The organism is Aliiglaciecola litoralis, from assembly GCF_039523355.1.
GTDB lineage: Bacteria > Pseudomonadota > Gammaproteobacteria > Enterobacterales > Alteromonadaceae > Aliiglaciecola > Aliiglaciecola litoralis.
Genome location: NZ_BAAAFD010000001.1, coordinates 19,428 through 46,190 on the forward strand (window position 1 = coordinate 19,428; position 26,763 = coordinate 46,190).

A 26,763-nucleotide genomic window follows, 5' to 3' on the forward strand; every position below is an offset into this window, starting at 1 on the left:
GCTATGATAAGAGAATATCGATCCAATTTACATTCTATTAGCTTACTTTGCATGTCTAAACCGATGAATACACCAAAAATATCCACCAACATACCACGACTGGGTAACGGATTTAGCCAGTGGCTTGGCGCGACTGTCATTAAATCACTCGGATGGCAATTTGATGGTGAATTCCCTGAACACCCCAAAATGGTCGTTGCGGTTGCCCCTCACACTTCTAATTGGGATTTTGTGATTGGTTTAGCGGTGGTTTTTGCGCTCAAATTAAAGATCTCATTTTTTGGCAAACACAGTATTTTTATTCCGCCTTTTCGTCAGCTACTCATTCGCTGGGGAGGGATCCCAATCGAACGTTCTCAGTCCCATGGTGTGGTGGCGCAGATGATTGGCGAGCTGAAACAAGCCAAACAAATGATCTTGTGCGTTGCACCCGAAGGTACACGCAGTCTTATTTATCCATGGAAAACTGGTTTCTTACACATCGCCCAGCAATCAAAAGTGCCGGTTTTCTTAATTGGGCTGGATTACAAACATAAAAAAATCAAACTGGGACCGGTGTTCCTTCCCACTGAGGATATCCACTTGGAAATGCAAAAAGTCTATGATTTTTATGCTAAAGTGGATGCAAAATATCCTTCCCAGGTAGCCTTTCCCGCGGAGAATTCGATTGAAGAATAAAGGTTTTACGACTCGTTTAGTGCATGCCGATAGAGTGTTGAATCATCCTCAAGATGGTGCAATACATTCCCCCACCAGTAATTCGGTGTTGTTTGAGTATCAAGACGTTAATGAGCTTGTGGACGTCTTCCAAGGTAAAAAACTAGGACATGTCTACTCCCGCTCCTCATCCTCGTCTAACACAGCATTACAGAACATGCTGGCTGACATGGAAGGGGGAATTGGAGCAGTGACGTTTTCAACCGGCATGGCGGCGATTTCGTCGACTTTATTTGCGCTGTTGAAACAAGGCGACCACATAGTGGTAAGCCAATATTTGTTTGGCAATACCCGCAGTTTTATAACGACCCTAGAAGATTTTGGTATTCAAGTTAGCTTTGTCGACGTTACCAACGTCAATGCAGTTGCCAATGAAATCACTTCTAAAACGCGGATCGTGTTTACCGAGACCATCGCGAATCCGGCGACTCAAGTCGCTGATTTGGCAGCCATTGGTAAATTATGTGCTGAGAAAAACGTGCTATTTATGGTGGACAACACCATGACCCCTAGCTACTTGTTTGACGCCAAAAAAGTCTATGCTTCTATGACGGTTAGTTCGTTAACCAAATACGTCGCTGGTCATGGCAGCGTGTTAGGGGGAGTACTGATTGATATGGGATTATATGATTGGAGTAAATATCCAAACATTTTCGAATTATATCAATCCGGCGATCCTGCCCAATGGGGATTAACCCAAGTACGTAAAAAAGGCCTGCGTGATATGGGCGCAACTTTGCCACCTGAGTCAGCACATCAGATATCACTGGGTTTGGAAACCTTGGCATTGAGAATGGATAGGTGCTGTGACAATGCACTTCGCCTCGCTACCTATTTGCATGGTCACGACAAAGTAGCCAAGGTGTATTATCCCGGATTATCTGAACATCCTCAGCATTACATTGCCCGTGAGTTATTCAAAGGCAATTACGGTGGGATCTTTAGTTTAGATTTAACTGACGATGTCGATGTTCATCAGTTTTTAAATCAGCTTAACACGGTGATCACGGCGACTCATTTAGGAGATACTCGTACTTTAGCATTACCTGTTGCATCGACCATATTCTACGAATGTGGCGCACAAGAGCGCGAACGCATGGAGATCGGGGATACGATGTTGCGTTTTTCAGTGGGTATTGAGGATATCGATGATTTAGTCTCTGATTTTGAACAAGCATTCAAATCCGTTTCTAGCTAAAACGCCGGTTTGTGGCATTGGTATAAAGTAGAAAAGTCCAACTTAAGTTGGACTTTTTTATTTAAATAAGGCATTTTTTCTGTTTTGAAGAAACGTCTTAGTTGTTTGATTTTTCTGGATTATAAGTGCGAGTTTGGACAATTGAACGACGGATTTATCATCGTATTAATTAAAAACTAAAATTTAACTTAAAGATTGAGGAACTTACACCGTGATTTAGTTGACTAACAAATAGTTGTTAAAATGCGAAGGCGTTTAGCCTAAGTATTCATTGTGTGTTCCAAGTGTAGTGTGTTTAGCCCCGCTTTTGCGGGGCTTTTTTATTGCTGTAGATTTGACGATTAAGGGCTTAGATCGCAAGTGCTTTTTCAATATCTTTGACAAAGTCTTTGTCGGTAGGCTTGGTTCTAGAGGAATAGGCATCTACCACGTTGCCATTTTTGTCGACTAAATATTTATAAAAATTCCACTTTGGGGTAGTCCCCGACTTTTTAGCCAGCATGCGATAAAGTGGGTCCGCATCGTCACCACGGACCGCAATCGCTTCAAACATGGGGAATTTTACGCCATAGGTTAATTCACAAAGCTCAGCAGTCTTGCCCTCATCTTTATCCTCTTGATTGAAATCGTGAGAGGGGAAGCCTAACACCACAAATCCTTGGTCTTTGTACTGGCTGTAAAGCGATTCAAGTCCTTCAAATTGCGGCGTAAAACCACAATAGCTGGCGGTATTAACAATCAACAAGGTTTTGCCCTTGTACTCGCTACACATATTAACCGTGTCTTGAGAGTTCAGTTTGCGTTTCATGAATTTCAACACATCAGGACATTCATTAGCCGAAGCAAATAAAGGCGTTAATAATAACGCGGTTAGCAATAACAGCTTTTTCATTTTATCTCCATAAAGGGGTAAGGGTGGAATCTAATCGTTACTAAGGATTTTAAGGCAATTAAGATCACTTGTTTACCTTCAAGTTTACATAAGTTTTAATATCGTCTGTCTCAAGCCTATAACATTCACATAAAAAACGTTTGGAATAATTATGCATAAAAGCGCTAAATTGCTTGTTGTTACCCTTTTGAGTGCCGGACTTACAGCCTGTTCAGGTACGCAAACCACAGTTAATGATCCCTTAGAGAACAGTCCGTCATCATCTTCACAATCTGGATTAGCCAATCAAACCATTAAACCCGCTAATTCATCTGCAGTCGGCACACAAAGTGAGTTGACACTTGAGCAAATCATGGCTGATCCGGATTGGATAGGCAGAGAGCCCGAATCTGCTTTTTGGGGCCTAGATGCAAATACCCTATATTATTCACAAAAGCGCGCCGGTACGATCGTTAAAGATTTGTTCTCGCTAAATTTAACGACGAACGAAGTTAATCAAGTACCCCTAGCGCAATTACATCAAGCGTCAATCAAGGATCGTGTTTTTGATCATCAAAAAAAATGGACCGCTTGGATATTTGAAAACAATGTGTTTGTACAAAACCTTAACACCCAGAAAACCAAACAATTAACCCGTGATCAAGATCGCGTTAGCAAATTACAGTTTTTACAGGATGGTCGTATAAGCTATCAAAAAAGTGATGCTATTTACGCAGTCGATATTGAATCGGGAATGACCGCCCAATTAGTGAGTTGGAAGTTTGCTGAGGCACCAACCGCTGTTGAAGCGCCCAAAGACTACATCGCTGAACAACAACTTGATTTGATCAAAGTGCTAAGGCAAAGACGCCAGCGTCAAACGGATCAGTTTGAGCAACAGCAACAGTTACAAGCTAGCAATGGCACGTTGGCAAATGAGTCGTTTTACTTACCGACTAAACATCGCACCGTAGAAGCCAGTTTATCTCCTAATGGGCGTTACGCTATTGTCGCAATAGAAGAAGAAAAACCGAGTCGCGATGAGGGGGACATTATGCCCAATTATGTGGTCGATAATGGCCGCATTAAAGCCGAATCGGTAAGAAGACGAGTTGCAGATGCCAAACCTGAAAGTCAATATTTGTGGTTACTTGATCTTGTAAATGGTAGCCAGAAACAGCTTTCATACACCAACTTACCACGATACAACGACGATGTACTAGCATCGGTCAAAAAAGAAAATGCACAAGCCAAAGGTGAAACCTATCAGCCTAATCGACTGCCACGTGATATCGGATTGTTAGTGGATTGGGGCTGGAGTCAAAGTGCCATTGCGTGGCATAACGATGGTGAGCAAGTGGCGATAATGCTTGAAGCTTGGGACAACAAAGATCGTTGGCTAACAACGGTTGACCTCAATAAAAAGACGTTAGTGACACAACACCGTTTACACGATGATGCGTGGGTTAACTATAACTTCAATAGTTTTGGGTGGCTTAACAATGAAACAACCTTATATTTTCTGTCTGAGCACTCTGGGTATTCTCATCTTTATTTAAAACCATTAAATGGGAGTGTGCGTGCGCTGACACAAGGTCGTTATGAAGTTGATAATCTCACCTTGACGGCGGATGATGCTTATATTTATTACCAAGCAAATCAAAAGCACCCTGGGATTTACGAGATTTATCGGGTGAACGTCAGTGATGGCAAGATTGATATGCTCACTGATCTCAATGGTAAAACCGACTATGTATTGAGTGATGATGCAACCCAGTTACTATTAACCCATTCAAAACTAACTCAACCACCTGAATTATATGTCAAAGCCGTTGGGTCTACTGAGTTAGCAAAACAAGTCACCTTTACCACCAGTGAGGCATTCAAAGCGATAAATTGGACAGCGCCTGAAATCGTGCCGATCAAGTCATCCCATGTGGATCAACCTATTTACTCACGGGTTTACTTACCTAAAAATCATGATCAAGGCGAGAAGCGCAGGGCAGTGGTGTTTAATCACGGAGCAGGGTATTTGCAAAACTCGCATCTAGGCTGGTCAGGCTATTTTCGTGAGTTTATGTTCCACAATATGTTGGTCCAGCAAGGTTACGTCGTGCTCGACATGGACTACCGTGCTTCTGCTGGTTATGGCCGAGATTGGCGTACCGCAATTTATCGTCATATGGGCAAGCCAGAAACTCAAGATCTCGTTGATGGCGTTGATTGGTTAGTTGAAAACGTCAATGTGGACAGACAGCGCATAGGTACCTATGGTGGCTCTTATGGTGGCTTTATGACATTTATGGCGCTGTTTACCGAGCCAGACCTATTCCAAGCCGGTGCGGCTTTGCGTCCTGTCTCAGACTGGGCTCATTACAATCACGGCTATACCTCAAATATTTTAAATATCCCTGATGTGGATCCCATTGCGTATGAAAGAAGCTCACCGATCTACTTCGCAGAAGGTCTGACGAAGCCATTACTGATTAATGCGCCTATGGTCGACAATAATGTGTTCTTCGTCGACGTGGTGAGATTAGTCCAGCGTTTGATTGAGTTGGAAAAAGAGAATTTCGAAACCGCCATATATCCCGTTGAAGCCCACGGTTTCATCGAGCCTAGCTCGTGGTTAGACGAATATAGACGTATCTATAAATTATTTGAGCAAAACCTATAATGTGATCGCCCCGGCTTTAGCTGGGGCGTTTTTTTAGCGTCAGTAAATATTCGCCGAACACCCAAAAAAAACCGCCGATGGCGCCATATAAATGCGCATCAACCGCGACATTAGCGGCAATTAATTCGGCAACCACCTCACTTTGTCCAGAAAATTGCTCATAGCCTATTTTTAGCCATATCCCTGCGAGTAACAGCCAAGAGGAACGTATGCCATTTTGGATGTCTTTATAGCAACCGAGCATAAATAATCCGTGCAGAATACCGGAAAACCCGCCATACCAAGCAAGGGATTCATCGGTGATGTAAAGGCCGATAGTGACAACAAATCCAATAAACAAGCAAGCCAAGAGATATTGCAAGGTTGAGAAGTATTGACCATGTACCGCCCACAACAATATGACGCCAGCCATATTTAAACACAGATGGATAAAGTTAGTGTGCACCAAGTTAGCGGTTATAAATTGCCAATAGTATCCATTGGCAATAGCGCTGCGCTGCATAGCCAGATAATCAGCTGAAAAGGGCTCCAACCACCAAACAAAAAGGCACAAGGCCACAATGATACTGGGGCCCATAAGATGTTTTACTGAGATCGGAAAGCGGTAAAAGATGATGCTTACTTGGTAAATATACGAATGAACAATACAGTACCTAATCCGATTTTTCGTTACAAGCAAATCCCTCAATCCTTTTATTTATAATTAAACGTCAAATAGGCTTGCAACAACCATCACTGCTGGTTATCGTGTTTTCCTTTTTATTTAACCATTGGGAGTTGCTGTGCATCCGCGAGTCATCCTGTTTTTCGCCATCATGTTGTTGATTTCATTCCACTGCGCTAGCAATACCACTCAATTAGAAGACAGAGAGCCAGAAGCAGCCACAGGTTACGACCAAAAAAAGGCACATATCGCTGAACAGTTTATGGTTGTTGCCGCTAATCCTTATGCATCTTGGGCGGGTAAAAATATACTGAAAAATGGCGGTTCAGCAATTGATGCTGCGGTCGCTATACAAGCTATGTTGACCCTAGTTGAACCGCAATCCTCTGGATTAGGTGGTGGCGGATTTATATTGTATTGGGACAATAAAGCAAAAAAACTACACTCTTACGACGGCAGAGAAACCGCTCCCGCTGCGGTTGATGGCGACTTGTTTATGAAAGACGGTAAGCCGATTAAATGGCGTGATGCGGTGGTTGGAGGACGCTCTGTTGGTGTGCCTGGTGCGTTAAAAGCGTTAGAAATGGTGCATAAAGACTTTGGCAAACTGCCTTGGAACTCACTGTTTAACGACAGTATAGAGACCGCCACTAAAGGCTTTACGGTATCGGCTCGATTAGAGCGATTATTATCGTTGCGATATAACAAAGGCTTATTAGATTTCTTGACTCCCAGAACATATTTTTATCCCAATGGCATCGAGCTAAAAGAAAATACGATTAGAACAAATAGAAAGTTAGCATTGGCGTTAACGGCGATTGCGCAGCAAGGTGCAGATTATTTTTATAAAGGTGAGTTGGCTGAGCGGATTGCCAAAACAGTGCAACTTTCAACTTTGAATCCAGGTGTGTTAACCAAGCAAGATCTTCTTAACTATCAAGCAAAAGAGCGTGCTCCGGTTTGCGGACCATATCGTGGTTTTAAAATATGCGGAATGGCCCCGCCAAGTTCTGGTGGAATCAACGTTCTGCAAATTTTAAAAATGCTTGAACGCTTTGATTTAGGGCAGTACGGCCCCAATTCTGTCGAAGCGATGCATCTTTTTACCCAAGCTTCTAAGCTGGCATATGCAGATCGAAGCCGGTATATCGCCGACAGTGATTTTAGCCAATTACCCTTTGCGGCACTTATCAATAAATCCTATTTAACTGCGCGTTCTGCTTTGATTAAATTAGATAAAGACATGCCTAAAGCCTTGCCAGGTAATCCGTATTTAACCGACGAATTAGGGGTTGATACGGCATTTGAATTACCTAATACCAGTCATTTTTCGATCGTTGATAAAGAGGGTAATGCATTGGCGATGACCACCAGTATCGAATTTATGTTTGGTTCTGGATTGATGACCGATGGATTTTTATTGAATAATCAACTCACTGACTTTTCATTAAATCCTAGCCCTAACAATAAATTAGCACTAAATCGGGTTGAGCCAAACAAGCGTCCACGCAGTGCCATGAGCCCAACCATGGTGTTTGATAAGAATAATAATTTGGTGCTGATAATAGGTTCACCAGGCGGCAGTCGCATTGTCAGTTACGTTGCTCAGACAATCATCGCAGTCATTGACTGGAAACTCGATATACAGCAAGCGATAAACCTACCTAAAGTGACCAATCGTAACGACTATACGGCACTTGAGAAAGGCACTATTGCGCAAAATTGGGTTCAACGTCTTACGGATATGGGGCACACGGTTAAAGTAATCGATTTAAATAGTGGCTTGCATGGTATCCAACTTGAAGACGGTAAGCTCATTGGTGGGGCTGATCCTCGCCGAGAAGGCGTGGCTGTTGGTGATTAATACTTGAGTTTAATCAATCAATACGTGCGTTTCTAACCCTTGATGGAAGCGAAATGCGTCTTCAATATCACGCTCGATCGTTTTGCTAGTTGAAAGTGGAGGGAGCGCATTGCGTTCAAAAAAGGCCGCATCACAAGTCTCCAATCCACCTTTAGGTACGCAGTTATCAGGCGCTTGGCATAAAAAGATTGCGTGGTAGAACTCTCTTACGTCTGGATCATAATCTCCTGCCGCTTTGTAGCGTAAGGCAATTAATTGACAATTGGTCACCTCGACATGGGCTTCTTCTTGTATTTCTTTTTTGACGTTTTCCACTGCACTGTAACCTACATCAGCATAGCCGCCAGGCAATGCCCATTTGTTATCTGACTTTTCTTGAACCAGTAATATTTGGTCGTTTTGAAATACGGCACCGCGAACCGCTATTTGCGGCGTAACATAATGTTGCTGTTCGGGGATGATGAGTTGGTCTATTTGATTGATAGGTACCTTAGCTAAATCGGCAAGCATTTGTCGACTAATCGCCGCTATTTCTTCATAGCGCTCTTTATCAAATGCCTCAGGGCTAAACGCTAACCCTGAGCCAGCTAATGCGTGTAACCGTTTTAGTTGAGATAACCAGCTGTTTTGCATTGTTATAGGTATTTATCAGGACGTATTTTGTCAACTAGCCACTTCCCATCTTCACGGATCATTTCTACGATGCGAATGTCTTCTATTTTGTCATCATGTAAGGTACCGGTAAAAAACAGGGTAACCACCGATGTTTTGGCAAATTCGTTACGGCCTATCGCGTTGCCCGTGTCAGGTTGAATTTGAACTTCATCGTAGGGCAGGTCAAACACGTGACGCTGCACGTTGCGGTTTGTACGGTAGTGTTTGAGAAGTTTTGCCATACGCGGCGTGCTCATGGCAATTGCTTTGTTTAGGTTTTTGTCATTATAAACATGTTCAAAGAACGCGACAGCGGCATAATCAGGCGTGTTAGTGTCCATCATGCCATATTTGCCAGCGCCTTTTTTGCTTTCACCATCGCATGCTTGGATGAGTAGTGAAAATAGCAATAATGAAAATAACTTTAATGGGGTATGGTGGTTCATAAAATAGCCAATTTGAAACGAAATACTTAATTAGTCTGCGTTTTCTAGGCTGAAAAGTAAAGAGAAGGCAACGACCTTCTCTTTACAAAATAAGCTGCTTTGGACTTATTGAACTTCTTCTAGATCGGTAAATTCGCCAGCAAACATTGCACTGCTTAAATAACGCTCTGTCGAACTAGGGAATATCACTACCACTACTTTGTCAGCATTTTCGGGTTTCTCTGCAATACGCTTTGCTGCAACTGCCGCTGCGCCAGTAGATATCCCAGCTAAAATACCCTCTTCTTTGAGCAATCGGTGGCACATTTCCATGCACTCTTCGTTACTGACTTGTTCAACCTGATCTACTAAATCCAAATCAAGATTACCAGGGATAAATCCTGCACCAATGCCTTGAATTTTGTGCGGTCCAGGAGTGAGTTCTTGACCCGCTTTAGCTTGGGTAATTACGGGTGAATCTGTAGGCTCTACCGCTACGGTTAAGACATCTTTACCTTTGGTTTTCTTAAGATAACGACTCACACCAGAGATGGTACCGCCTGTGCCCACACCGGCAACAAAGATATCGACTTTGCCTTCAGTGTCATTCCAAATCTCTGGGCCTGTGGTTTTTTCGTGAATTTCTGGGTTCGCTGGGTTATCAAACTGTTGCAACAACACATATTTACTTGGATCAGAAGCTACAATTTCTTGCGCTTTAGCGACTGCACCTTTCATGCCTTTAGCCGCTTCAGTTAGTACTAAATTAGCCCCCAATGCCTTCAATAACTTACGTCTTTCTAGGCTCATGCTGGCGGGCATTGTTAAGGTCAATTTGTAACCGCGTGACGCCGCCACAAAAGCTAAGGCGATGCCGGTGTTACCGCTAGTCGGCTCGACTAATTCTTTATCTTGGGTCAGCACACCGCGTTTTTCGGCATCCCAAATCATATTGGCGCCGATGCGGCATTTAACACTAAAGCTTGGATTACGAGCTTCCATTTTGGCGTAAACATTTCCACTGGAAACCACTCGGTTTAGTTTAACTAAAGGTGTGTTGCCAATGGCTAGAGAATTGTCGTCATACACTTTCATAGGATGTCCTTGGATAGGTTCAGGTATCTTTGCGTGATAACCTTTAATGTATATTTGTTATTTGAATAAGCAAGCTTAGCCGTTTATGTTAATTTAAACATGCAATTGCTTATAAAAAATTGATTTGAACTAGTCGTCAATTTGTTTTATTCACTACGTAATGATTGAGGCGAAGCGCCATTTTTCAAAGTGCATTTAGCTATATCATATTTATATCTTTACAGTTTATACCAATTTGGAGCGATAAATGTCATTTAAGGGTACCGGAAACTATATTGCCAGCGATGAATTACAATTAGCGGTTAACGCCGCAATTACCTTGCAGCGCCCACTGTTGATCAAAGGCGAACCCGGCACAGGCAAAACCATGTTAGCTGAGGAGCTGGCCAGAAGTTTGGATACCGAACTTATTCAATGGCACATAAAGTCTACAACCAAAGCGCAACAAGGTTTGTATGAGTACGATGCCGTATCGCGACTACGAGATTCACAATTAGGTGATGAGCGGGTAAAAGACATTGGCAACTACATTGTCAAAGGAAAGTTATGGCAAGCGTTTGAAGCGGAAAAAGCGCCTGTTTTATTAATTGACGAAATCGATAAGGCGGATATTGAGTTTCCTAATGATTTGTTGCTTGAGCTAGATAAAATGGAATTTTTTGTCTATGAGACAAAAACCACGGTCAAAGCCCGAATTCGACCTATTGTGATCATCACCTCAAACAATGAAAAGGAATTACCGGATGCCTTCTTACGTCGATGTTTTTTCCACTACATTCAATTTCCTGACCAACAACAAATGCGTGAAATCGTCGACGTTCACTTCCCTCATTTGAAAAAAGATTTGCTAGCACAAGCATTAGAAACCTTCTTCGAATTACGCGAAGTGCCAGGGTTGAAGAAAAAGCCTTCCACATCGGAGTTGATCGATTGGCTTAAACTATTAGTGGCAGAGGATATCTCCCCCGAAGCATTGCAAAATAAAGACGGTAAAAGTGCCATACCGCCACTGTACGGTGCCTTGTTAAAGAACGAACAAGACATTCACTTATTTGAAAAACTGGTATTTATGGCACGTCGCTAATGTTGGTCGATTTCTTTTTTAAAGTTCGCGAATATCAAGTTCCTGCTTCGCTTAGAGAATTGTTGGACTTGCTAAAGGCGATGGAGCAAGGCGTGATCTTTGCCGACACCGAAGGTTTTTACTACCTAGCGCGTCTGTGTTTAGTCAAAGACGAAAGTCATTACGATAAATTTGACCGTGCCTTCGCTGACTACTTCGAGGGCGTTCAATCAATCGATTTGTTAGGCAAAGACATTCCAGATGAGTGGCTTAAAAAACAACTTGAGCGTCACTTTAGTGAGGAAGAAAAAGCTCAGATTGAAGCCATGGGCGGACTTGATAAATTAATGGAGACCTTGAAAAAACGGTTAGCTGAGCAGGAAAAACGTCATCAAGGTGGTAACAAATGGATTGGTACGGGCGGCACGTCGCCTTTTGGTGCTCATGGTTTTAATCCCGAAGGTATTCGCATTGGTCAAGACGGTAACGGCCAGATGAGCGCCGTAAAAGTATGGGATAAACGCCAATTTAAAAACCTTGCCACTGATGTGGAACTAGGTACTCGAAATATCAAAATAGCGCTGCGTAAATTACGTCAATTTGCCCGTACCGGAGCAAGTGAAGAACTTGATTTGCCCTCGACTATTAGCAAAACCGCTAAAAATGCCGGTTGGCTGGATATTCAGATGGTACCCGAGCGACACAATGCCATCAAAGTGCTGATGTTTTTCGATGTCGGTGGTTCGATGGACGCACATATTCAAGCCTGTGAAGAGTTGTTCTCGGCAGTGCATACCGAATTTAAACATTTGGAGTACTTTTATTTCCATAACTGCGTGTATGAAGGCGTATGGAAAGACAACCAAAGACGCAGCAAAGAGCTAATTTCAATATTTGATATTGTGCATAAATATGGCAGCGATTATAAGCTGATCTTCGTTGGCGATGCCACTATGGGTCCTTATGAAATAACTTACCCAGGCGGCAGTGTAGAGCATTGGAATGAAGAGCCCGGCGCTGTCTGGATGAAACGATTAACCGATCATTTTCCCCATGCAATTTGGCTGAACCCGCAATTAGAGCGATATTGGAATTACTATGCGTCGGTGCAAATTATCAAAGAATTGATGGAGGGTAAAATGTATCCGTTGACCATCGAGGGTTTGAGCGATGGAATTAAAGCACTGATTAAGAAATAATGATGCTAACTAGGTGTACTTCAAGCCCTAGCTCGACTTCAATCGTCTGGCAAAAAAAAGGTTAAAAAGATGAAACGCAGGTTCCCAATTTTGAGCCTTAGCAGAGAAATTTATTTAATGATGGTTGATTGTTATGGCAAATGATATTTCTCACACACTGGCCATTTGGCATCCAATGCGAGACCAGCATCAATGGGTGCTAGCAACTATCTATCAAACGGACGGTTCTTCATATCGTAAGATTGGCGCGCATATGATGATCAATGATTTAGGCCAGTATTATGGCATGCTCAGTGGCGGGTGTTTGGAGTCTGACATCATGCAACAAGCACGCCGATGTTGGGAGTCACAATGCAATCGGCTAATTGAATATGATATGCGAGAAGAAGAAGATTTGGCATGGCAGCTAGGTATTGGTTGCGGCGGAATGGTCAGAATTATCTTGCAGCCTGTCAATAAAGAAAATGACTATTTATTGCTAGATAAAGTGCATCAGTGTTTGCTTGCCCGTAAGTCGTGCCAATACCAACAAGCTATCCATGAAAACACACCGCAAAACGCCCTTAGTCACAGTGATCATTTATCCAAAGAGCCACCCAAACTGGTCCACTCTGGAGCCTCGGTCGAGTTAATTCAAACGCTATGCCCTCCGTATCATTTAACCGTAGTTGGCGGCGGCGTGGATGCTCGTCCGGTTATACGGATTGCAACTGAATTGGGTTGGTCAATCACCTTGGTTGATCCCCGAGCAAGCTACGCACGCAAAGAACACTTCCCAGAATCAGTGGATATTGTCAAACAATCCCCCCTGGATATTATCAATCAGCTACAAGGGCAGTTTTTACAAACCACAGACGCTGTTGTCATTATGAGCCATAACCTAGAGCTAGATGCTAAAGGGCTCACTATGGCTGCCTATAGCCACGCTAAGTTTGTTGGGATACTTGGACCAGAACATCGCACCAAGCGGGTGTTGGAACGCACACAATATACGCTCACCGATTATCCCAAAGTATTGTCAAACCCTGTCGGTCTAAGGCTGGGCGGTGAGTTGCCAGAATCTATCGCACTGTCCATTGTCGCGGAAGTTCACGCTTATTTAGAACATGCTGATGGCCAATCAATTAGCCATGTTTTGGAACAATCGTGTTAGCGGGTATGGTGCTAGCCGCAGGAGCCTCTAGCCGGTTCGGCGCAATTAAACAATTACAATCTATTGATTCACAGACGATGCTCAATATCGCAATTGAAAAGCTTGCCAACATTACAGATAACAAAATGGTAGTTGTGTTGGGCGCGAATCATGAAATCATAAAAGCCAGTATACCAAATCAGATGGCGTACACAGTCGCAGAAGATTGGCAAATGGGTATGGCGGCCAGTATTAAACAAGGTCTACAGCATTTAATTGATCACTACGGCGATAAGATGTCACATTTATTGATTTTGCTAGCAGATCAAGTGGCGATAGACTTAAATAGTCTACAATTACTTATTCGCGCTCAACTGCAATATCCGCAGCAGATCACCGCGGCTAAATACAATGGAATTTTAGGTGCACCAGCGATTTTTCCTAAAGCGTTTTTTGCTAATTTAGCGACGCTATCTGGTCAACAAGGCGCTAAATCAATAATTAACCAGTTTATACAGCAGGTGAACGCAGTAGAGCTTCCGCTTGCAAAAATAGATATAGATACTGTGCAAGATTTACGTGAATGGCAAACCGGTGCAAACACTCAACACTCAGAGGATTAGTTATGATTCGATTCACTATCAACGGCAAAGAAAGGCAAGTGGATGTTGATCCCAATACGCCATTGCTGTGGGTTTTAAGGGACGTACTTGCGTTAACCGGCACAAAATACGGTTGTGGTATTGCACAATGTGGCGCCTGCACAGTGCATATTGATGATAGCCCAGTAAGATCGTGTGTAATGCCCGTATCTGCAGTGCAAGGCAAGCAGGTTAAGACCATTGAAGGCCTGTCTAAAGATGCCGATCATCCTATCCAGCAAGCTTGGAAAGAGCATAACGTGCCACAATGCGGATATTGTCAATCGGGCCAAATAATGAGTGCGGTGGCATTGTTAGAGCAAAACGCCAACCCTAGTGATGATGAAATAGACAACCATATGCAGGGCAATATTTGTCGTTGTGGAACATATCCTCGCATTAAAGCCGCGATAAAATCGGCAGCAAGCCAACTTAGCTTGGCTAAAAACGTAGGGGATGAGGCATGAGTCAATTAATTGAAAACGTCAGTCGCCGGCATTTTTTAAAAGTATCCAGTATTGGTACTGGCAGCTTAGTCCTCAGCAGTTTGTTACCTTCAATTACGCCTGTCTGGGCGCAGCATCCGGAAAAGTCTAACGAGCTTAATTTGTTTGTCAGCATAAACTCGGACAATACTGTGAATATTATCTGTCACCGCAGCGAAATGGGGCAGGGTATACGCACCAGCATTCCTCAGGTCGTCGCTGAAGAATTGTGTGCAGATTGGCAGTTGGTATCGGTTATTCAAGGGTTGGCAAATGAAGCTTATGGTAGTCAAAATACCGATGGCTCTCGCTCGATACGACGATTCTACACAACGTTGCGCCAAATGGGCGCGGCAGCCAGAAGCATGCTCGAACAAGCTGCTGCTGAAATGTGGAAAGTAGATGTGACCGAGGTGTACGCCAAAGACAGTTATATCCACCATAAATTATCGAGTAAAAAGGTCAGTTTTGGTTACATCGCTGACAAAGCGGCAAAACTCACGCCGCCTGATACAGAAAAACTCACGTTTAAATCTAAAAAACAGTTTCGCTTGATAGGCAAGCCCGTCGATGGCATAGATTTACCGGAACTGGTATCAGGTAAAGCCGTGTTTGGCCAAGACGTGATCTTGGATAATATGTTGTTTGCCAGTATCGAGCGCTCGCCTGTGGTAGGCGCAAAAGTTATGTCATTTAACGCTGATGCTGCGAAAGCGGTAAACGGGGTAGTGGATACTTTTCAGATGCCAGAACAACCATCGCCGGTGGTTTTTCATCCACTTAATGGCGTGGCTGTATTGGCCAGCAATACCTGGGCGGCACTACAAGGTCGCAAAGCATTAGCTATTGAATGGCAGCTAGGGGACAACCAAAAGCATAACTCGGCAGATTATTTAACAGATTTGAAACAAAAAATTGTTACTAAGGGCAAAGCGTTTAGAGAAGCCGGAGATGCTTATGCTGGTTTAGATGCAGCGCAGCAAACCCATCAAGCTACCTACACCATGCCGTATTTAGTGCATGCGCCTATGGAGCCACCTGCAGCAACAGCGGTGTTCAAGGACGGAAGCTGCGAGATTTGGGCCTGTACTCAGACGCCACAAAGTACCCAAGCCAATGTTGCTGGTGCACTTGGCATCGATAAATCTAAAGTCAAAGTGCATGTCACCTTTTTAGGTGGCGGCTTTGGGCGCAAGTCTAAACCTGACTTTTCTGTGGAGGCGGCTTTATTAGCTCGCCACGCTGGACGGCCAGTTAAAGTGGTTTGGAGCCGTGAAGATGATATTCAGCATGGTTACTATCATGCGATAAGCGCACAACATTTTAGCGCGGGTTTGGATTCAGCTAATAAGGTAACTAGCTGGGTTCAGCGCACCGCCTTTCCTAGTATCAGCTGGACCTTTGATCCAAGCGTCGATGAGCCGCAAGCAGGGGAGTTATCGTTAGGTTTTGGAGATGTCCCATTTGCTGTTGATAACTTATCTTGTGAGACACACAAAGCAACAGGGCATATTCGTATTGGCTGGATACGCTCGGTAAGTAATATTCACCATGCGTTCGCACAAGGCTCTTTTGTTGATGAGTTGGCTGAAAAAGCCGGCATATCCACTTACAAAATGTGGCATCAATTGTTGGGCGAAAACAGAAAGGTCGATCCTAAAGCGCAGGGGTTCGATTATCAGAACTACGGCGAATCCATGGATACCTTCCCGATCGATGTGAGTCGCTTAAAACGGGTGCTAGATGATGTCGTGTCTAAATCTGGCGCAGATAAACCCACCGCTAATCATGAAGGCTGGGGATTGAGTGTGCAGCGCAGTTTTGTCAGTTACGTTGCGGTCGCGACCAAAGTTAAAGTAGTGGATGGCAAAGTAAAAGTATTGGAAATGCATTCGACGATTGATGCGGGGACTATTGTTAATCCAGATAGGGTTCGTGCTCAGCAAGAAGGATCAATGATATTCGGACTTTCAATTGCCTTAATGGGGGAGATCTCGGTCAAATCAGGTGTTGTTGAACAATCTAATTACCATGATTATCCAGTGTTACGGATCAATCAGTGTCCGAAGATTGAATCTTACATCATTGAGTCCGACGCACCTCCTGGTGGTGTTGGTGAACCGGGTACTCCGCCAGTCGCGGCAAGTTTGGCTAATGCGATTTTCCACGCCAGTGGCAAACGTATCCGTGACCTACCCGTTAGTAAACATATGTCGGTGTAATGTATATCTGGCCTGTTGATCACAACAGGCCAGCGTTGCGTTGTTGAATGAATTCATTTTCAACTTGACCTTTAATAATTATGAAGACACCCACATAGTAGTTATGAAGACACCCACATTAATTATTAATTATGAAGACACCCACATTAATTATGAAGACACCTACATAGTGTTTAAATGAAAACATCCTCTTTGAAAAATAGCATTTTACTCACTAGCTTGTTTATTGGCATTCTTTGGTGCATTAAATCCTTTGAGCTTTTATTCAACCAAAGTCTCACTGAGTTCGGTGTTTATCCGCTTAGATTAGATGGATTGATCGGCATTATTACAGCACCTTTGATACATGGTTCAGTTGAGCACTTATTCAACAATACCTTGCCGATGTTGTTGTTAGGCTCCTTTATTCTTTATGGTTATCCTAAAAGTCGCTGGCGGGTGATTGCACTTGTGTGGTTTTTATCTGGCATTGGCGTGTGGCTGTTCGCCAGAGAAGCCAACCACATTGGTGCTAGTGGTTTAACTCACGGATTATTTTTTTACTTGTTTGTGGTCAGTCTTTTTCGACGCGATAAAAGCTCTATTGCAATCATGATGGCGGCTTTTTTTATGTACGGAGGTATGACCATGACCATTTTCCCGCGTGAAGAAGGGATCTCTTTTGAGTATCATCTGTTTGGCGGATTAGCGGGTGTGTTTTCGGCCTTACTGTGGCACAAATTAGATCCCAAACCGATAGTTAAACGTTACGAATGGGAAGGACAGGCTGTGGATGATCCCAACATTGGTGAGGAGTGGCATCAGGATATGCAAACAGATGATGAATATCCGGAAGGTAAACCGATAGAAATGAAACGTGATCTATAACCAAACAACCAAAAAGGACACCCATCTTAAATCCAGGATATTAACCAATGAGGACACCCATGATAACAAAACTAAAAAGGACACCCACAGTTTTAAAGGGACACCCAAGATAAATCCAAAATATTTAAAGAACTATCAATAAGGACAGTCATGACAGATTCATTTACCGTGCTTTTGCGAGTTAGATATGCAGAGTGTGATGCTCAGCAAGTTGTGTTTAACTCAAGATACGCTGAATACGCTGATTTAGCGGCAACCGAGTATATGCGTGCGCTGGTCGGAGGCTATCAAGCGCTTATTAACCAAGGATACGATAATCAACTGGTTAACATGAATTTAAGTTGGCAAAGTCCGGCTCGGTTCGACGATATATTGGCAATGCAGGTGTGGGTGTCTAAAGTGGGTAAATCGTCGTTCACCATGAATATCAAAATCCAAGAACATGAAAGCAACAGAGCAATATGCGATATTGAAATTGTTTATGTAATGGTAGATGCCACTGATTTTCAAAAACGACAAGTTCCTAATGACTTTCGGCAAAAGCTGTTGGCGGGGCCAACCACTGCGGTAGTTGATTTGGCGGCTGTCGGTAATTGATAAATATTTAAAAATAGTCTGGTGTATATGAGAAATTTAACGTGCTAGTAAATATCGCTAGCTCAGATGTCCTCATGTACCACAGATTTAGTTCAAATATTGGTGCTAGGTCGTTACGAAGTAGTCAATTATCTGTATTTAGGAAGGGAATTATCAATTAGATCAACCAGAGTATACTTTTAGGTTTGCGGCTAACGTCTAGATTCCTGCAAGGCTGGAAGTCTTTCTCGTAATTTTTCCTCTATCATTGGTAATAATGCTGCATGTTTTTTATTTATAGCATGATGGACAGGTGCAGATTTAATTGTCACTAATTGGTAATTTTGTTCCATTTCCCGATGCATTAGCTCATCCACCACATAGAGTGCATAGAGATGCCGTTTTGCTTTTATCAATTTTGGGAATTTTTCTATTCTATCTAACACAATAGGGTGTGCTCGTAATTCGTTGGCGTCAAACAAATTCAACACCCCATCATTTATTAAAATATTTACATTTTCGTCGTCCAACATTTCGCGGTTACAATGGGTTTCTTTTAAACAAATCAAGCTCAATTCACCGTCTTGTAACGCTGGGGTTACGACTAATAAATTAGGATATTTCACTATAGTTGCTTTGAGTCTAACGACGTCGGCGTCTACTTTACCTTCGTTCAACAACATAAGGCCTCTACTCGGAGGTACCGGCAATAGTCGTACTCTAAATCCGAGGTCAGTATAAATGCCCTCGATGAGTTCAACATACTCTCTAACGTCAGGGTAATTTATATATGAAATACGAAATTGGGGTTTGATGCTAGATTCTTGGGGGCCAGTTTGGCTAAGCACATTAAAGCTGACTAATACTAAAATAGTAAAAAACAGTAACCATTTTGTCATAGTGCTTTTATCCTTAAAGACCTAGTTTATTTTATCTTAGTAGAATTTAATTCAAATAGCTTATGTAATCGTAAAAGCACAAGAATTAAAAAAGGTGTGTAATAGCAGATTTAACACTAGTTTTACTGAGACACCCACTTCAAAAATAGCAAAACTCTAGTCCAGTTTTACTGAGACACCCACATTAAGAATGGTTAAACAGCCATTTTGTTCTATGCTTTAGGGTAATCAAACAACCAAGGATGGTCTGTTATGCCCCAACCACGCAAAAACCAAATCAGTTTAATTGATACTCCTTACTACCACTGTGTTTCACGCTGTGTTCGTCGCTCGTTTTTGTGTGGTGAAGATTCTTTCACGGGACAAAGCTTTGAACATCGCCGGGCGTGGGTAGAGAAACGTTTGTTATTTTTAGCGTCAGTGTTCGCCATTGATATTTGTGCGTATGCGGTGATGAGTAATCATACCCATGTGGTGTTGTGTGTGGATAAAGAAACCGCGGATAGCTGGTCGATGACTGAGGTGATTAGGCGTTGGCATCTGTTGTATCAAGGCACCTTGTTGAGTCAACAATATCATAAAGGCGAGCCGCTCAGTGATGCTGAGCTTGTGAGTCTGGAGCAAACGGTCACTATTTACCGTCAACGCTTATACGACATCAGTTGGCTGATGCGCAATCTGAACGAGCACATCGCCCGTGAGGCGAACAAAGAAGATGACTGTACGGGGCGATTTTGGGAAGGACGTTTTAAATCCCAAGCTTTGTTAGATGAAAGTGCGCTAGTAGCCTGTATGGCCTATGTGGATTTAAACCCCATTCGAGCCAACATAGACTGCACTCCTGAAACCTCAAGACACACCAGTATTCAAAGACGTATCCATGCGCTTATCAAGGGTGAACAGCCCCGCACATTAATGCGGTTTGTGGGCAATCACAAAAAAGACATGCCTAAAGGTATCGCGTATAGCCTAATTGATTACTGTGAACTGATTGAGAGCACGGGCAAGTGTATTCGTCAGGATAAAGCAGGTCATATCAAGCCGCAACACAGCTCCATTCTAAACAGTCTTGGTCTTAGTGCAGAGCAGTGGTTAACCCTAACGACCGAGTTTGAACTACACTTTTACACCGCTGTAGGCAATGAACACATGCTTCAACAATTCAAACAGCACACCAAACATCAACGCATACGAGGGATGGTAAAGGCCAGAGCCTTATTGCAACACGCCTAGAAACAATCCAATCCAAAATAAACCCTCATCAACCCAAAGTTGCTAATCCCGCTGCCTGCTATTTGAGAAATAAGCCGATTTTCAGCATACATCTCAATCAAAATATAAAAACAGCCATTCTAAACGGGATTTAAGGCTTAGAAGCGTCGTTAATTTCTATGGAGCAGAGAGTTTTGGGATTCTATTTTAAAAGTGAGTGTCTTTATTTTTTGCTATTATAAAAGTGAGTGTCTTAATTTTTGTGGTTAAAGGTTTGTTGATATTGGCAGCTAGACTTGAGTAACGCCAGCTGTCGGTTAAATTCATTTTGTATTTTTTTGATTTGAATGTGGATTCATTTGGGCTAGCTGCAAATAGAGCAAAGTTGTCTACTTGTTGACTAGTATCTAATTTTTCATCACTTATTGTCGAGCGATGAAATTTGAAAATAAGAGAGTCCATTCGGCTCTCTTCATACCTTTCGAGAGTAGCATTTTGACAAGTAAGTAAACTGTATTTTTCGATACCTGATAACTAGTTAATACGATACTGACTTTTATGTAAACTAAACGCGTAATTTTCATAAGAATAAGCAGGCCAGAAAAACATCCTTGCAGTTTGTTCACGTTGATTATGTGTGGGGCCGAAATTACCTAAGGTGCCAAAGGTTCTCTAAATACCACGGTGTTTTTTTAACAGCATGGCCAACGCTAACAAAAGATAAATTGCACAACGAACTCACATGTTTAATTAGTGCTTTGAAATTCATATAAAATCCAACCAAAGGCGAGAGTGAATACCGATTTTAACGACAATTATTGATACTAATAATTCATTAATGGGTAAAAAAAACGCCTGTTTTAAACAGGCGTTTTTATCTTTTACGATTTAACTACAATTGACTTAGCTTGAAACTCCAGGCTTTGTCGGTGCAGCGGCTGCACTACTAGATGTATTTGCTAAAGATGCCGTTTTGCCTGATTTTTTAATTTCAGGTCGACTTGTGGCTGCAACTGTCTTGATATCAAGAGTAGTGAACTCAGATTCGATAGCCTGTGGTTTGGCCATTGGATGTGAGATTGGCGCTGCTGCTTTCGCTTTAGTCGCAGGTTTCTTAGCTGTCGGTTTCGGTGTCGGTTTAGACTCTTCAACTTCGACCGCCTTAGCAGGGGCTTTCTCGGCTTGCGCTTTAGACTCAACCTTCTTCTCAGCCGACTGTTCAATAGGGGCCGGATCTTGGCTATCAAGCTCTATCTCTACTTGTTTAGGCTGAGCCTTAGCCGCTCTTTTCTTAGCCGGTGCCTTTGTGGGTTTTTCATCACCGTCAGACGCCACAGGCGCATTTTCAGTCGCAGAGGCATCAGCAGTTGATGCAACCGCAGGCGTACTTTCTTCGGCTTTTTTGGTTCTTCTGCGTGAACGAGTCTTAGGTTTAGCCGGCGCTTCTTCAGAGTCTGCTTTGGGTTGCTCCGTTGGAATACTCGCTTCATTAGTTTCTGCATTTGCTGCATCAAATTTAAGCTCATCTTGGGCTGCTTTTGATTCAGCATTGGCATTCTCTGTTGGCGCTCCTGCATCTTTCTTACGTTTTTGACCCGCGGCTCGGATATGTCTTGGTGAACGACGGCTTCTGCTGCGTTCAGTTTGAGACTCATCTTTGTCGGCTTTTACATCGTCTGTTGCATCAGTCGTAACTTCGACATCAGGCTTTTTGACCGGTGCAGATTCGACCTTAGTGTCAACAGTCGTGTCTACTTGGTCTACTTTTTGATTAACGACTTCTTCATTGGCTTTATCAGCAGTACCTTTTTCGCCTCTTACATTGCGACGGGTATCACGACGTTTTCTGCGTTCAGCAACTTGCTCTTTCTTACCTTCAGACTGATTCGGCTTAGCATCTTTAGGACTATCCTTAGCCACTTCTTTAGCCGTGTCTTTCGCTATATCCTTAGGCGCATCCTGTTTATTACGGTTATCACGACGCTGTCTTGGCTTCTGCTCGCGCTTGTCTTCTCTATTGCCTGACCTATCGTTTCTGTCTGAGCGCTCATTGCGATCAGGGCGTTCATTTCTTTCAGAACGCTCTTTACGTTCGCCAGATTTATTTTTACGGTTTCCAGAACGATCATTGCGATTGCGATTATTTCGCTGGTTACGATTTTGTGATGTTTTAGGCTCTGGTTTTTTAACTTCTTCTTCCGTTGCAAATAACGCTGAGAACCATTTGCTAACCTTTTCAACTAAAGATGCTTCTGCTTTTTGCGCTTTAGGCGCGCCAGAAGGAGCCTGTTGCGGGGCCGCTAAGCCTTGTAAAACAGGTTGCTCTTTTGGTTTTATCTCTTGGGTAGGATTGTCAACTTCTGACGTTTGAACGTCCATAAGGTCAATATTGTAGCTAGCCTCAGTGATTGAATCATCGGGACGACGTCGCGCCACATGATAGTGAGGAGTCTGTAGATTAGGGTTTGGTATAATCAACAAGCTGACATTGTGACGCTTTTCTATGGAATGTACCGCATGACGCTTTTCATTCAACAAATAGGTGGCGACATTGACTGGAAGCTGCGCTTCAATCTGACCAGTGTTATCTTTAATACTTTCTTCTTCCATGATCCGCAATACGGATAGCGCAAGAGATTCTGTGCCGCGAATATTACCATGACCACTGCATCGAGGGCATACGATATGTGCTGATTCACCAAGCGAAGGGCGCAAACGCTGACGCGACATTTCAAGCAAGCCAAAACGTGAAATACGGCCTAATTGAATACGCGCTCTGTCATGACGTACCGCATCTTTAAGACGGTTTTCCACTTCGCGCTGATGGCGCACTGGGGTCATGTCGATAAAGTCGATAACAACCAAACCACCAGCATCACGTAGACGCAGTTGGCGAGCGATTTCATCGGCGGCTTCCAAGTTTGTATTAAAGGCCGTTTCTTCAATATCACTACCTTTGGTTGCCCTAGCGGAGTTGATATCGATTGAAATCATTGCTTCTGTTGGGTCAATCACGATAGAGCCACCTGAAGGCAGTCTCACTTCTCGCTGGAAAGCAGATTCAATTTGGGTTTCAATTTGGTAATGACTGAATAAAGGAACATCGCCCTGATATTGTTTAACACGACTGGTAAAGTCAGGTCTAACTAATTGAATATGTTGTAACGCTTTATCGAAAACTTCTTTGTTGTCGATCAGGATCTCGCCCACATCACGGCGCAAATAATCGCGAATTGCTCTAACAATAACGTTACTTTCTTGGTGGATTAAGAAAGGGGCAGGCTTGCTTTCAGCCGCTTCTGCTATTGCATTCCAGTGGCGGATCAGTACATTTAAGTCGTGATCTAGTTCTTCAAAGGATTTGCCAACACCCGCCGTTCTAACAATCAAACCCATGCCGTCAGGCAATTCTAGTTTACTCAATGATTGCTTGAGGTCGGTGCGCTCATCACCTTCGATACGACGTGAAATGCCGCCAGCACGAGGATTGTTTGGCATTAATACCAAATAACTACCAGCTAGACTGATAAAGGTTGTTAGCGCTGCACCTTTTTGACCGCGCTCTTCCTTATCAATCTGGATAATAACTTCTTGGCCTTCTTTGATCACATCTTTGATGTTAGGGCGGCCTTCGAAACGGTATCCACTTGGGAAGTAAGTCTTGGCAATTTCTTTAAGGGGCAGGAAGCCGTGGCGATCAGCGCCATAGTCAACAAAGGCAGCTTCTAAGCTTGGTTCAACTCGGGTAATTGTACCCTTATAGATGTTTGCTTTTTTCTGTTCGTGTCCAGGGCTTTCTATATCAAGGTCGTAAAGTTTTTGACCATCTACCAATGCAACGCGCAACTCTTCTTGTTGAGTGGCGTTAATTAACATTCTTTTCATTTTTATGACTCGGTTTATTTATACCGATAGGAGAGGTGAGAACTGACGAACTGGCAGATGAGTTGTTGTACAGTGCAGTCTCCCGACTGGGCTAGCTAACTCAAGCACGTTATGACGTAATGCCTATATATGCATTTGATTTCATTAAGGAACCTGCATTGTTTGCTTTCAAACTAATGCGATACCCCGGGTGTCACGCAACACCCCAAAACACTATATTGTCGTTTTCTAAGCAAACTGACTTCGGTCATATTGGACGCATCAGTTTGTTGCCAAATTCAATTCTAACTACTCTGCGATCGGTACATTTATTGTATATCGCATGATGAGGTGAGAAATTGCTTGCTCGACCTATCGAAAAAATACTCACTTCGACGGCAGCAATACACCTTTATGTCTAGCAAGGCCATGCCTCGCGGGTGTCTTTACAATTTCGTTTTATCATCGCATTGTTGGTTGATGTGTTTCACATACAACCTAAACAGGGCCATTGTCTCATTAAAAACGGCCTTCTGGCAAGTGAATAAAATTTTAAAGCTAAATTTACTAATTGCGCTAGAATAGCGCCTATTATGACTGATAAAAATTTCGATTTAGTACAATTTATAACCATCGAACCTGACCATGATGGGCAAAGAATAGATAATTTTTTACGGACCTTGTTAAAAGGGGTGCCTAAAAGCCTTATTTATCGTATTTTGCGCAAAGGTGAGGTGCGGGTAAATAAAAAGCGGGTAAAGCCCGAGTATAAGCTGTGTGGTGGAGATGAGATCCGTGTACCTCCTATTCGGGTGTCTGAAAGCAACGCCGCACCGTCTACCAAACTTGATAAAGTGGCAAATCTTGAATCGCACATTATTTATGAAGATGACGTGCTTTTAGTTGTGAGCAAACCTTCTGGCATGGCTGTTCACGGTGGTAGTGGTCTTAGTTTCGGCGTGATTGAAGCACTTAGGGCTCTCAGGCCCCAAGCCAAGTTTTTGGAGTTGGTACATCGACTTGACCGGGATACATCCGGTTGCCTATTAATCGCCAAAAAACGTTCGGCTCTGAAACACCTTCATGAACAGCTGAGAAACAAAACCGTAGACAAACGTTATCATGCATTAGTCGAAGGGCAATGGCCAAAGCACAGATTTAAAGTGAAAGCACCGCTACGTAAAAATACACTGCAATCGGGTGAGCGTATGGTGTCAGTGTCATTGGACGGCAAAGAGTCAGAAACACGTTACCGTATATTGCAACAGTTTAAAGAGTGTACCTTAGTGGAAGCTTGTCCCATAACAGGTCGAACTCACCAAATACGGGTCCATTGTTTACACGCAGAGCATCCGATTGCGGGTGATACTAAGTATACGCCAGAAGCGTTTAATCAACACATGCAGCAATACGGTCTCAATCGGTTATTTTTACATGCCTATGAGTTACTTTATATTCACCCTGTGACCGAGAAGAAAATGCGCCATACAGCAAGCCTGGACAAGGTATTAAGCCGCACCATTGCAAACCTAGAAAAAGCCAACGCGGATTTATAAACGATAAGCTTTAAACGGGGCGGGGAAAAAGCGATTGATTCTCGCCCCCTCGTTACAATACGGGTCGACCAAATTCATCGAGCAAATCACACAAGTCAATTAAGGGCAAACCAACTAAGGTGTTTGGATCTTTGCCATGCAAAGAAGTAAACAAACTGATTCCTAAACCTTCACACTTGAAACTACCAGCACAATCGTAGGGTTGTTCGGCTTTGAGGTATTTGTCAATTTGCTCGATAGATAAATCTCGAAAGGTTACCTCGACGGAGTCGATCATCGAGCGTTGCTTCATGGTCTGGCTATTGATAACGCACAGGCCAGTATAAAAAATAACTGTTTTTCCACTAAATTGGAGTAGTTGGCGCACTGCATTTTCATGGGTCTTTGGCTTGCCAATAATTTGGTTAGCAAAACAGGCTGCTTGGTCTGAACCTATAACCAAGCTGTTTTGATGACGCGAAGCGACCGCTCTGGCTTTTTGTATTGCCAGCCTCTCAGCCATCTGCTGAGCCGTTTCATTGAGTAATGAATACTCTTCAATATCGGGAGACTCACAGCTAAAGTCTAACCCCAACTTGTCTAATAATATTTTGCGGTAAGGAGAAGTGGAAGCAAGTACAATGGACACAATATACCTCTACTGATAAAAGAGTAACCCTAGTATAAGCGAATAAAAACAAATTTAGGGAAGCTGTTTGTTACGCGTCTCGCATTGTTTAAATTCTCAAATAGTTAAAATTGATATAGGAGAGCAAGTGAACAAGTGGCTTGTCTTATTCTTCGAGCCAAACGCCAATCTAAACCGTCGCCTTGTTTTGAGCGATAACTATCGTGTAAAAATGGCGGTCATTTATTTAACTGGGCCAATAAAATCTTGTATTC

At 43.0% G+C, this 26,763-nt stretch carries 23 protein-coding genes; 14 read left to right on the forward strand and 9 right to left on the reverse strand.

Features of this window, described 5'->3' with window-relative positions; translation table 11 throughout:
- The first annotated feature begins 51 nt into the window (after nt 1-51).
- Complete coding sequence (locus ABD036_RS00085; protein WP_343855513.1) at nt 52-678, forward strand: 1-acyl-sn-glycerol-3-phosphate acyltransferase; 627 nt, start codon at nt 52-54, stop codon at nt 676-678.
- A complete protein-coding gene (locus ABD036_RS00090; RefSeq protein ID WP_343855514.1) occupies nt 668-1,915 on the forward strand; it encodes a cystathionine gamma-synthase family protein in 1,248 nt (415 codons plus the stop codon). Before ABD036_RS00085 ends, ABD036_RS00090 begins: the two co-directional genes overlap by 11 nt.
- 349 nt (nt 1,916-2,264) lie before the next feature.
- On the opposite strand, the gene ABD036_RS00095 is transcribed toward ABD036_RS00090, so the two are convergent.
- Nucleotides 2,265-2,807: a glutathione peroxidase gene (locus ABD036_RS00095; RefSeq protein WP_343855516.1), complete on the reverse strand. Its 543-nt coding sequence runs from the start codon at nt 2,805-2,807 to the stop codon at nt 2,265-2,267.
- A gap of 151 nt (nt 2,808-2,958) precedes the next feature.
- Between ABD036_RS00095 and ABD036_RS00100 the strand changes: the two genes are divergently transcribed.
- Entirely contained in the window at nt 2,959-5,463 is a 2,505-nt protein-coding gene (locus ABD036_RS00100; protein ID WP_343855518.1) for a S9 family peptidase, read from the forward strand.
- A gap of 16 nt (nt 5,464-5,479) precedes the next feature.
- Here ABD036_RS00100 and rrtA read toward each other — a convergent pair whose 3' ends face one another.
- Nucleotides 5,480-6,040 (reverse strand): rhombosortase, encoded by a 561-nt coding sequence (rrtA, locus tag ABD036_RS00105; RefSeq protein WP_343855519.1) that lies wholly within the window; start codon nt 6,038-6,040, stop codon nt 5,480-5,482.
- Nucleotides 6,041-6,278: 238 nt separating this feature from the next.
- Between rrtA and ggt the strand changes: the two genes are divergently transcribed.
- Nucleotides 6,279-7,991, forward strand: a complete 1,713-nt coding sequence (ggt, locus tag ABD036_RS00110; protein WP_343856522.1) for a gamma-glutamyltransferase — start codon at nt 6,279-6,281, stop codon at nt 7,989-7,991.
- A gap of 9 nt (nt 7,992-8,000) precedes the next feature.
- On the opposite strand, the gene ABD036_RS00115 is transcribed toward ggt, so the two are convergent.
- From ABD036_RS00115 to cysK, 3 genes are all read right to left on the reverse strand, one after another.
- The gene (locus ABD036_RS00115) at nt 8,001-8,624 is read right to left on the reverse strand and encodes an NUDIX hydrolase (protein ID WP_343855521.1); all 624 of its coding nucleotides are present in this window, start codon (nt 8,622-8,624) and stop codon (nt 8,001-8,003) included.
- Nucleotides 8,625-8,626: 2 nt separating this feature from the next.
- The gene (locus tag ABD036_RS00120; RefSeq protein ID WP_343855523.1) at nt 8,627-9,091 is read right to left on the reverse strand and encodes a hypothetical protein; all 465 of its coding nucleotides are present in this window, start codon (nt 9,089-9,091) and stop codon (nt 8,627-8,629) included.
- A gap of 105 nt (nt 9,092-9,196) precedes the next feature.
- Nucleotides 9,197-10,165: a cysteine synthase A gene (gene cysK / locus ABD036_RS00125; RefSeq protein ID WP_343855524.1), complete on the reverse strand. Its 969-nt coding sequence runs from the start codon at nt 10,163-10,165 to the stop codon at nt 9,197-9,199.
- Nucleotides 10,166-10,412: 247 nt separating this feature from the next.
- Here cysK and ABD036_RS00130 point away from each other — a divergent pair, with 247 nt between their 5' ends.
- The 8 genes from ABD036_RS00130 (at nt 10,413) to ABD036_RS00165 (ending at nt 18,371) form a co-directional block, all read left to right on the forward strand.
- On the forward strand, nt 10,413-11,249 hold the full coding sequence (locus ABD036_RS00130; protein ID WP_343855525.1) for an AAA family ATPase: 837 nt from the start codon (nt 10,413-10,415) through the stop codon (nt 11,247-11,249).
- Entirely contained in the window at nt 11,249-12,427 is a 1,179-nt protein-coding gene (locus tag ABD036_RS00135; RefSeq protein ID WP_343855526.1) for a vWA domain-containing protein, read from the forward strand. Before ABD036_RS00130 ends, ABD036_RS00135 begins: the two co-directional genes overlap by 1 nt.
- Nucleotides 12,428-12,560: 133 nt before the next feature.
- Nucleotides 12,561-13,580 (forward strand): XdhC family protein, encoded by a 1,020-nt coding sequence (locus ABD036_RS00140; protein WP_343855527.1) that lies wholly within the window; start codon nt 12,561-12,563, stop codon nt 13,578-13,580.
- Nucleotides 13,574-14,182: a nucleotidyltransferase family protein gene (locus ABD036_RS00145; RefSeq protein WP_343855528.1), complete on the forward strand. Its 609-nt coding sequence runs from the start codon at nt 13,574-13,576 to the stop codon at nt 14,180-14,182. Before ABD036_RS00140 ends, ABD036_RS00145 begins: the two co-directional genes overlap by 7 nt.
- Nucleotides 14,183-14,184: 2 nt before the next feature.
- Nucleotides 14,185-14,667, forward strand: coding sequence for a (2Fe-2S)-binding protein (locus ABD036_RS00150; protein WP_343855529.1), 483 nt, complete (start codon nt 14,185-14,187; stop codon nt 14,665-14,667).
- On the forward strand, nt 14,664-16,907 hold the full coding sequence (locus tag ABD036_RS00155) for a xanthine dehydrogenase family protein molybdopterin-binding subunit (RefSeq protein WP_343855530.1): 2,244 nt from the start codon (nt 14,664-14,666) through the stop codon (nt 16,905-16,907). Before ABD036_RS00150 ends, ABD036_RS00155 begins: the two co-directional genes overlap by 4 nt.
- A gap of 177 nt (nt 16,908-17,084) precedes the next feature.
- On the forward strand, nt 17,085-17,774 hold the full coding sequence (locus ABD036_RS00160) for a rhomboid family intramembrane serine protease (protein WP_343855531.1): 690 nt from the start codon (nt 17,085-17,087) through the stop codon (nt 17,772-17,774).
- Nucleotides 17,775-17,924: 150 nt separating this feature from the next.
- Nucleotides 17,925-18,371, forward strand: a complete 447-nt coding sequence (locus ABD036_RS00165; RefSeq protein ID WP_343855532.1) for an acyl-CoA thioesterase — start codon at nt 17,925-17,927, stop codon at nt 18,369-18,371.
- Nucleotides 18,372-18,562: 191 nt separating this feature from the next.
- Here ABD036_RS00165 and ABD036_RS00170 read toward each other — a convergent pair whose 3' ends face one another.
- A complete protein-coding gene (locus tag ABD036_RS00170) occupies nt 18,563-19,249 on the reverse strand; it encodes a hypothetical protein (protein ID WP_343855533.1) in 687 nt (228 codons plus the stop codon).
- A 252-nt stretch (nt 19,250-19,501) separates the two neighbouring features.
- Here ABD036_RS00170 and ABD036_RS00175 point away from each other — a divergent pair, with 252 nt between their 5' ends.
- Nucleotides 19,502-20,482, forward strand: coding sequence for a transposase (locus ABD036_RS00175; RefSeq protein ID WP_343855534.1), 981 nt, complete (start codon nt 19,502-19,504; stop codon nt 20,480-20,482).
- 186 nt (nt 20,483-20,668) lie between these two features.
- Here ABD036_RS00175 and ABD036_RS00180 read toward each other — a convergent pair whose 3' ends face one another.
- Both ABD036_RS00180 and rne read right to left on the reverse strand, forming a co-directional pair.
- Nucleotides 20,669-20,923 (reverse strand): hypothetical protein, encoded by a 255-nt coding sequence (locus ABD036_RS00180; RefSeq protein ID WP_343855535.1) that lies wholly within the window; start codon nt 20,921-20,923, stop codon nt 20,669-20,671.
- 441 nt (nt 20,924-21,364) lie between these two features.
- The gene (gene rne / locus ABD036_RS00185) at nt 21,365-24,337 is read right to left on the reverse strand and encodes a ribonuclease E (RefSeq protein WP_343856524.1); all 2,973 of its coding nucleotides are present in this window, start codon (nt 24,335-24,337) and stop codon (nt 21,365-21,367) included.
- A 581-nt stretch (nt 24,338-24,918) separates the two neighbouring features.
- On the opposite strand from rne, the gene rluC reads away from it, so the two are divergent.
- Nucleotides 24,919-25,881, forward strand: a complete 963-nt coding sequence (gene rluC / locus ABD036_RS00190; RefSeq protein ID WP_343855536.1) for a 23S rRNA pseudouridine(955/2504/2580) synthase RluC — start codon at nt 24,919-24,921, stop codon at nt 25,879-25,881.
- A 52-nt stretch (nt 25,882-25,933) separates the two neighbouring features.
- On the opposite strand, the gene ABD036_RS00195 is transcribed toward rluC, so the two are convergent.
- Entirely contained in the window at nt 25,934-26,509 is a 576-nt protein-coding gene (locus ABD036_RS00195; RefSeq protein ID WP_343855537.1) for a Maf family protein, read from the reverse strand.
- Nucleotides 26,510-26,763 lie beyond the last annotated feature (254 nt).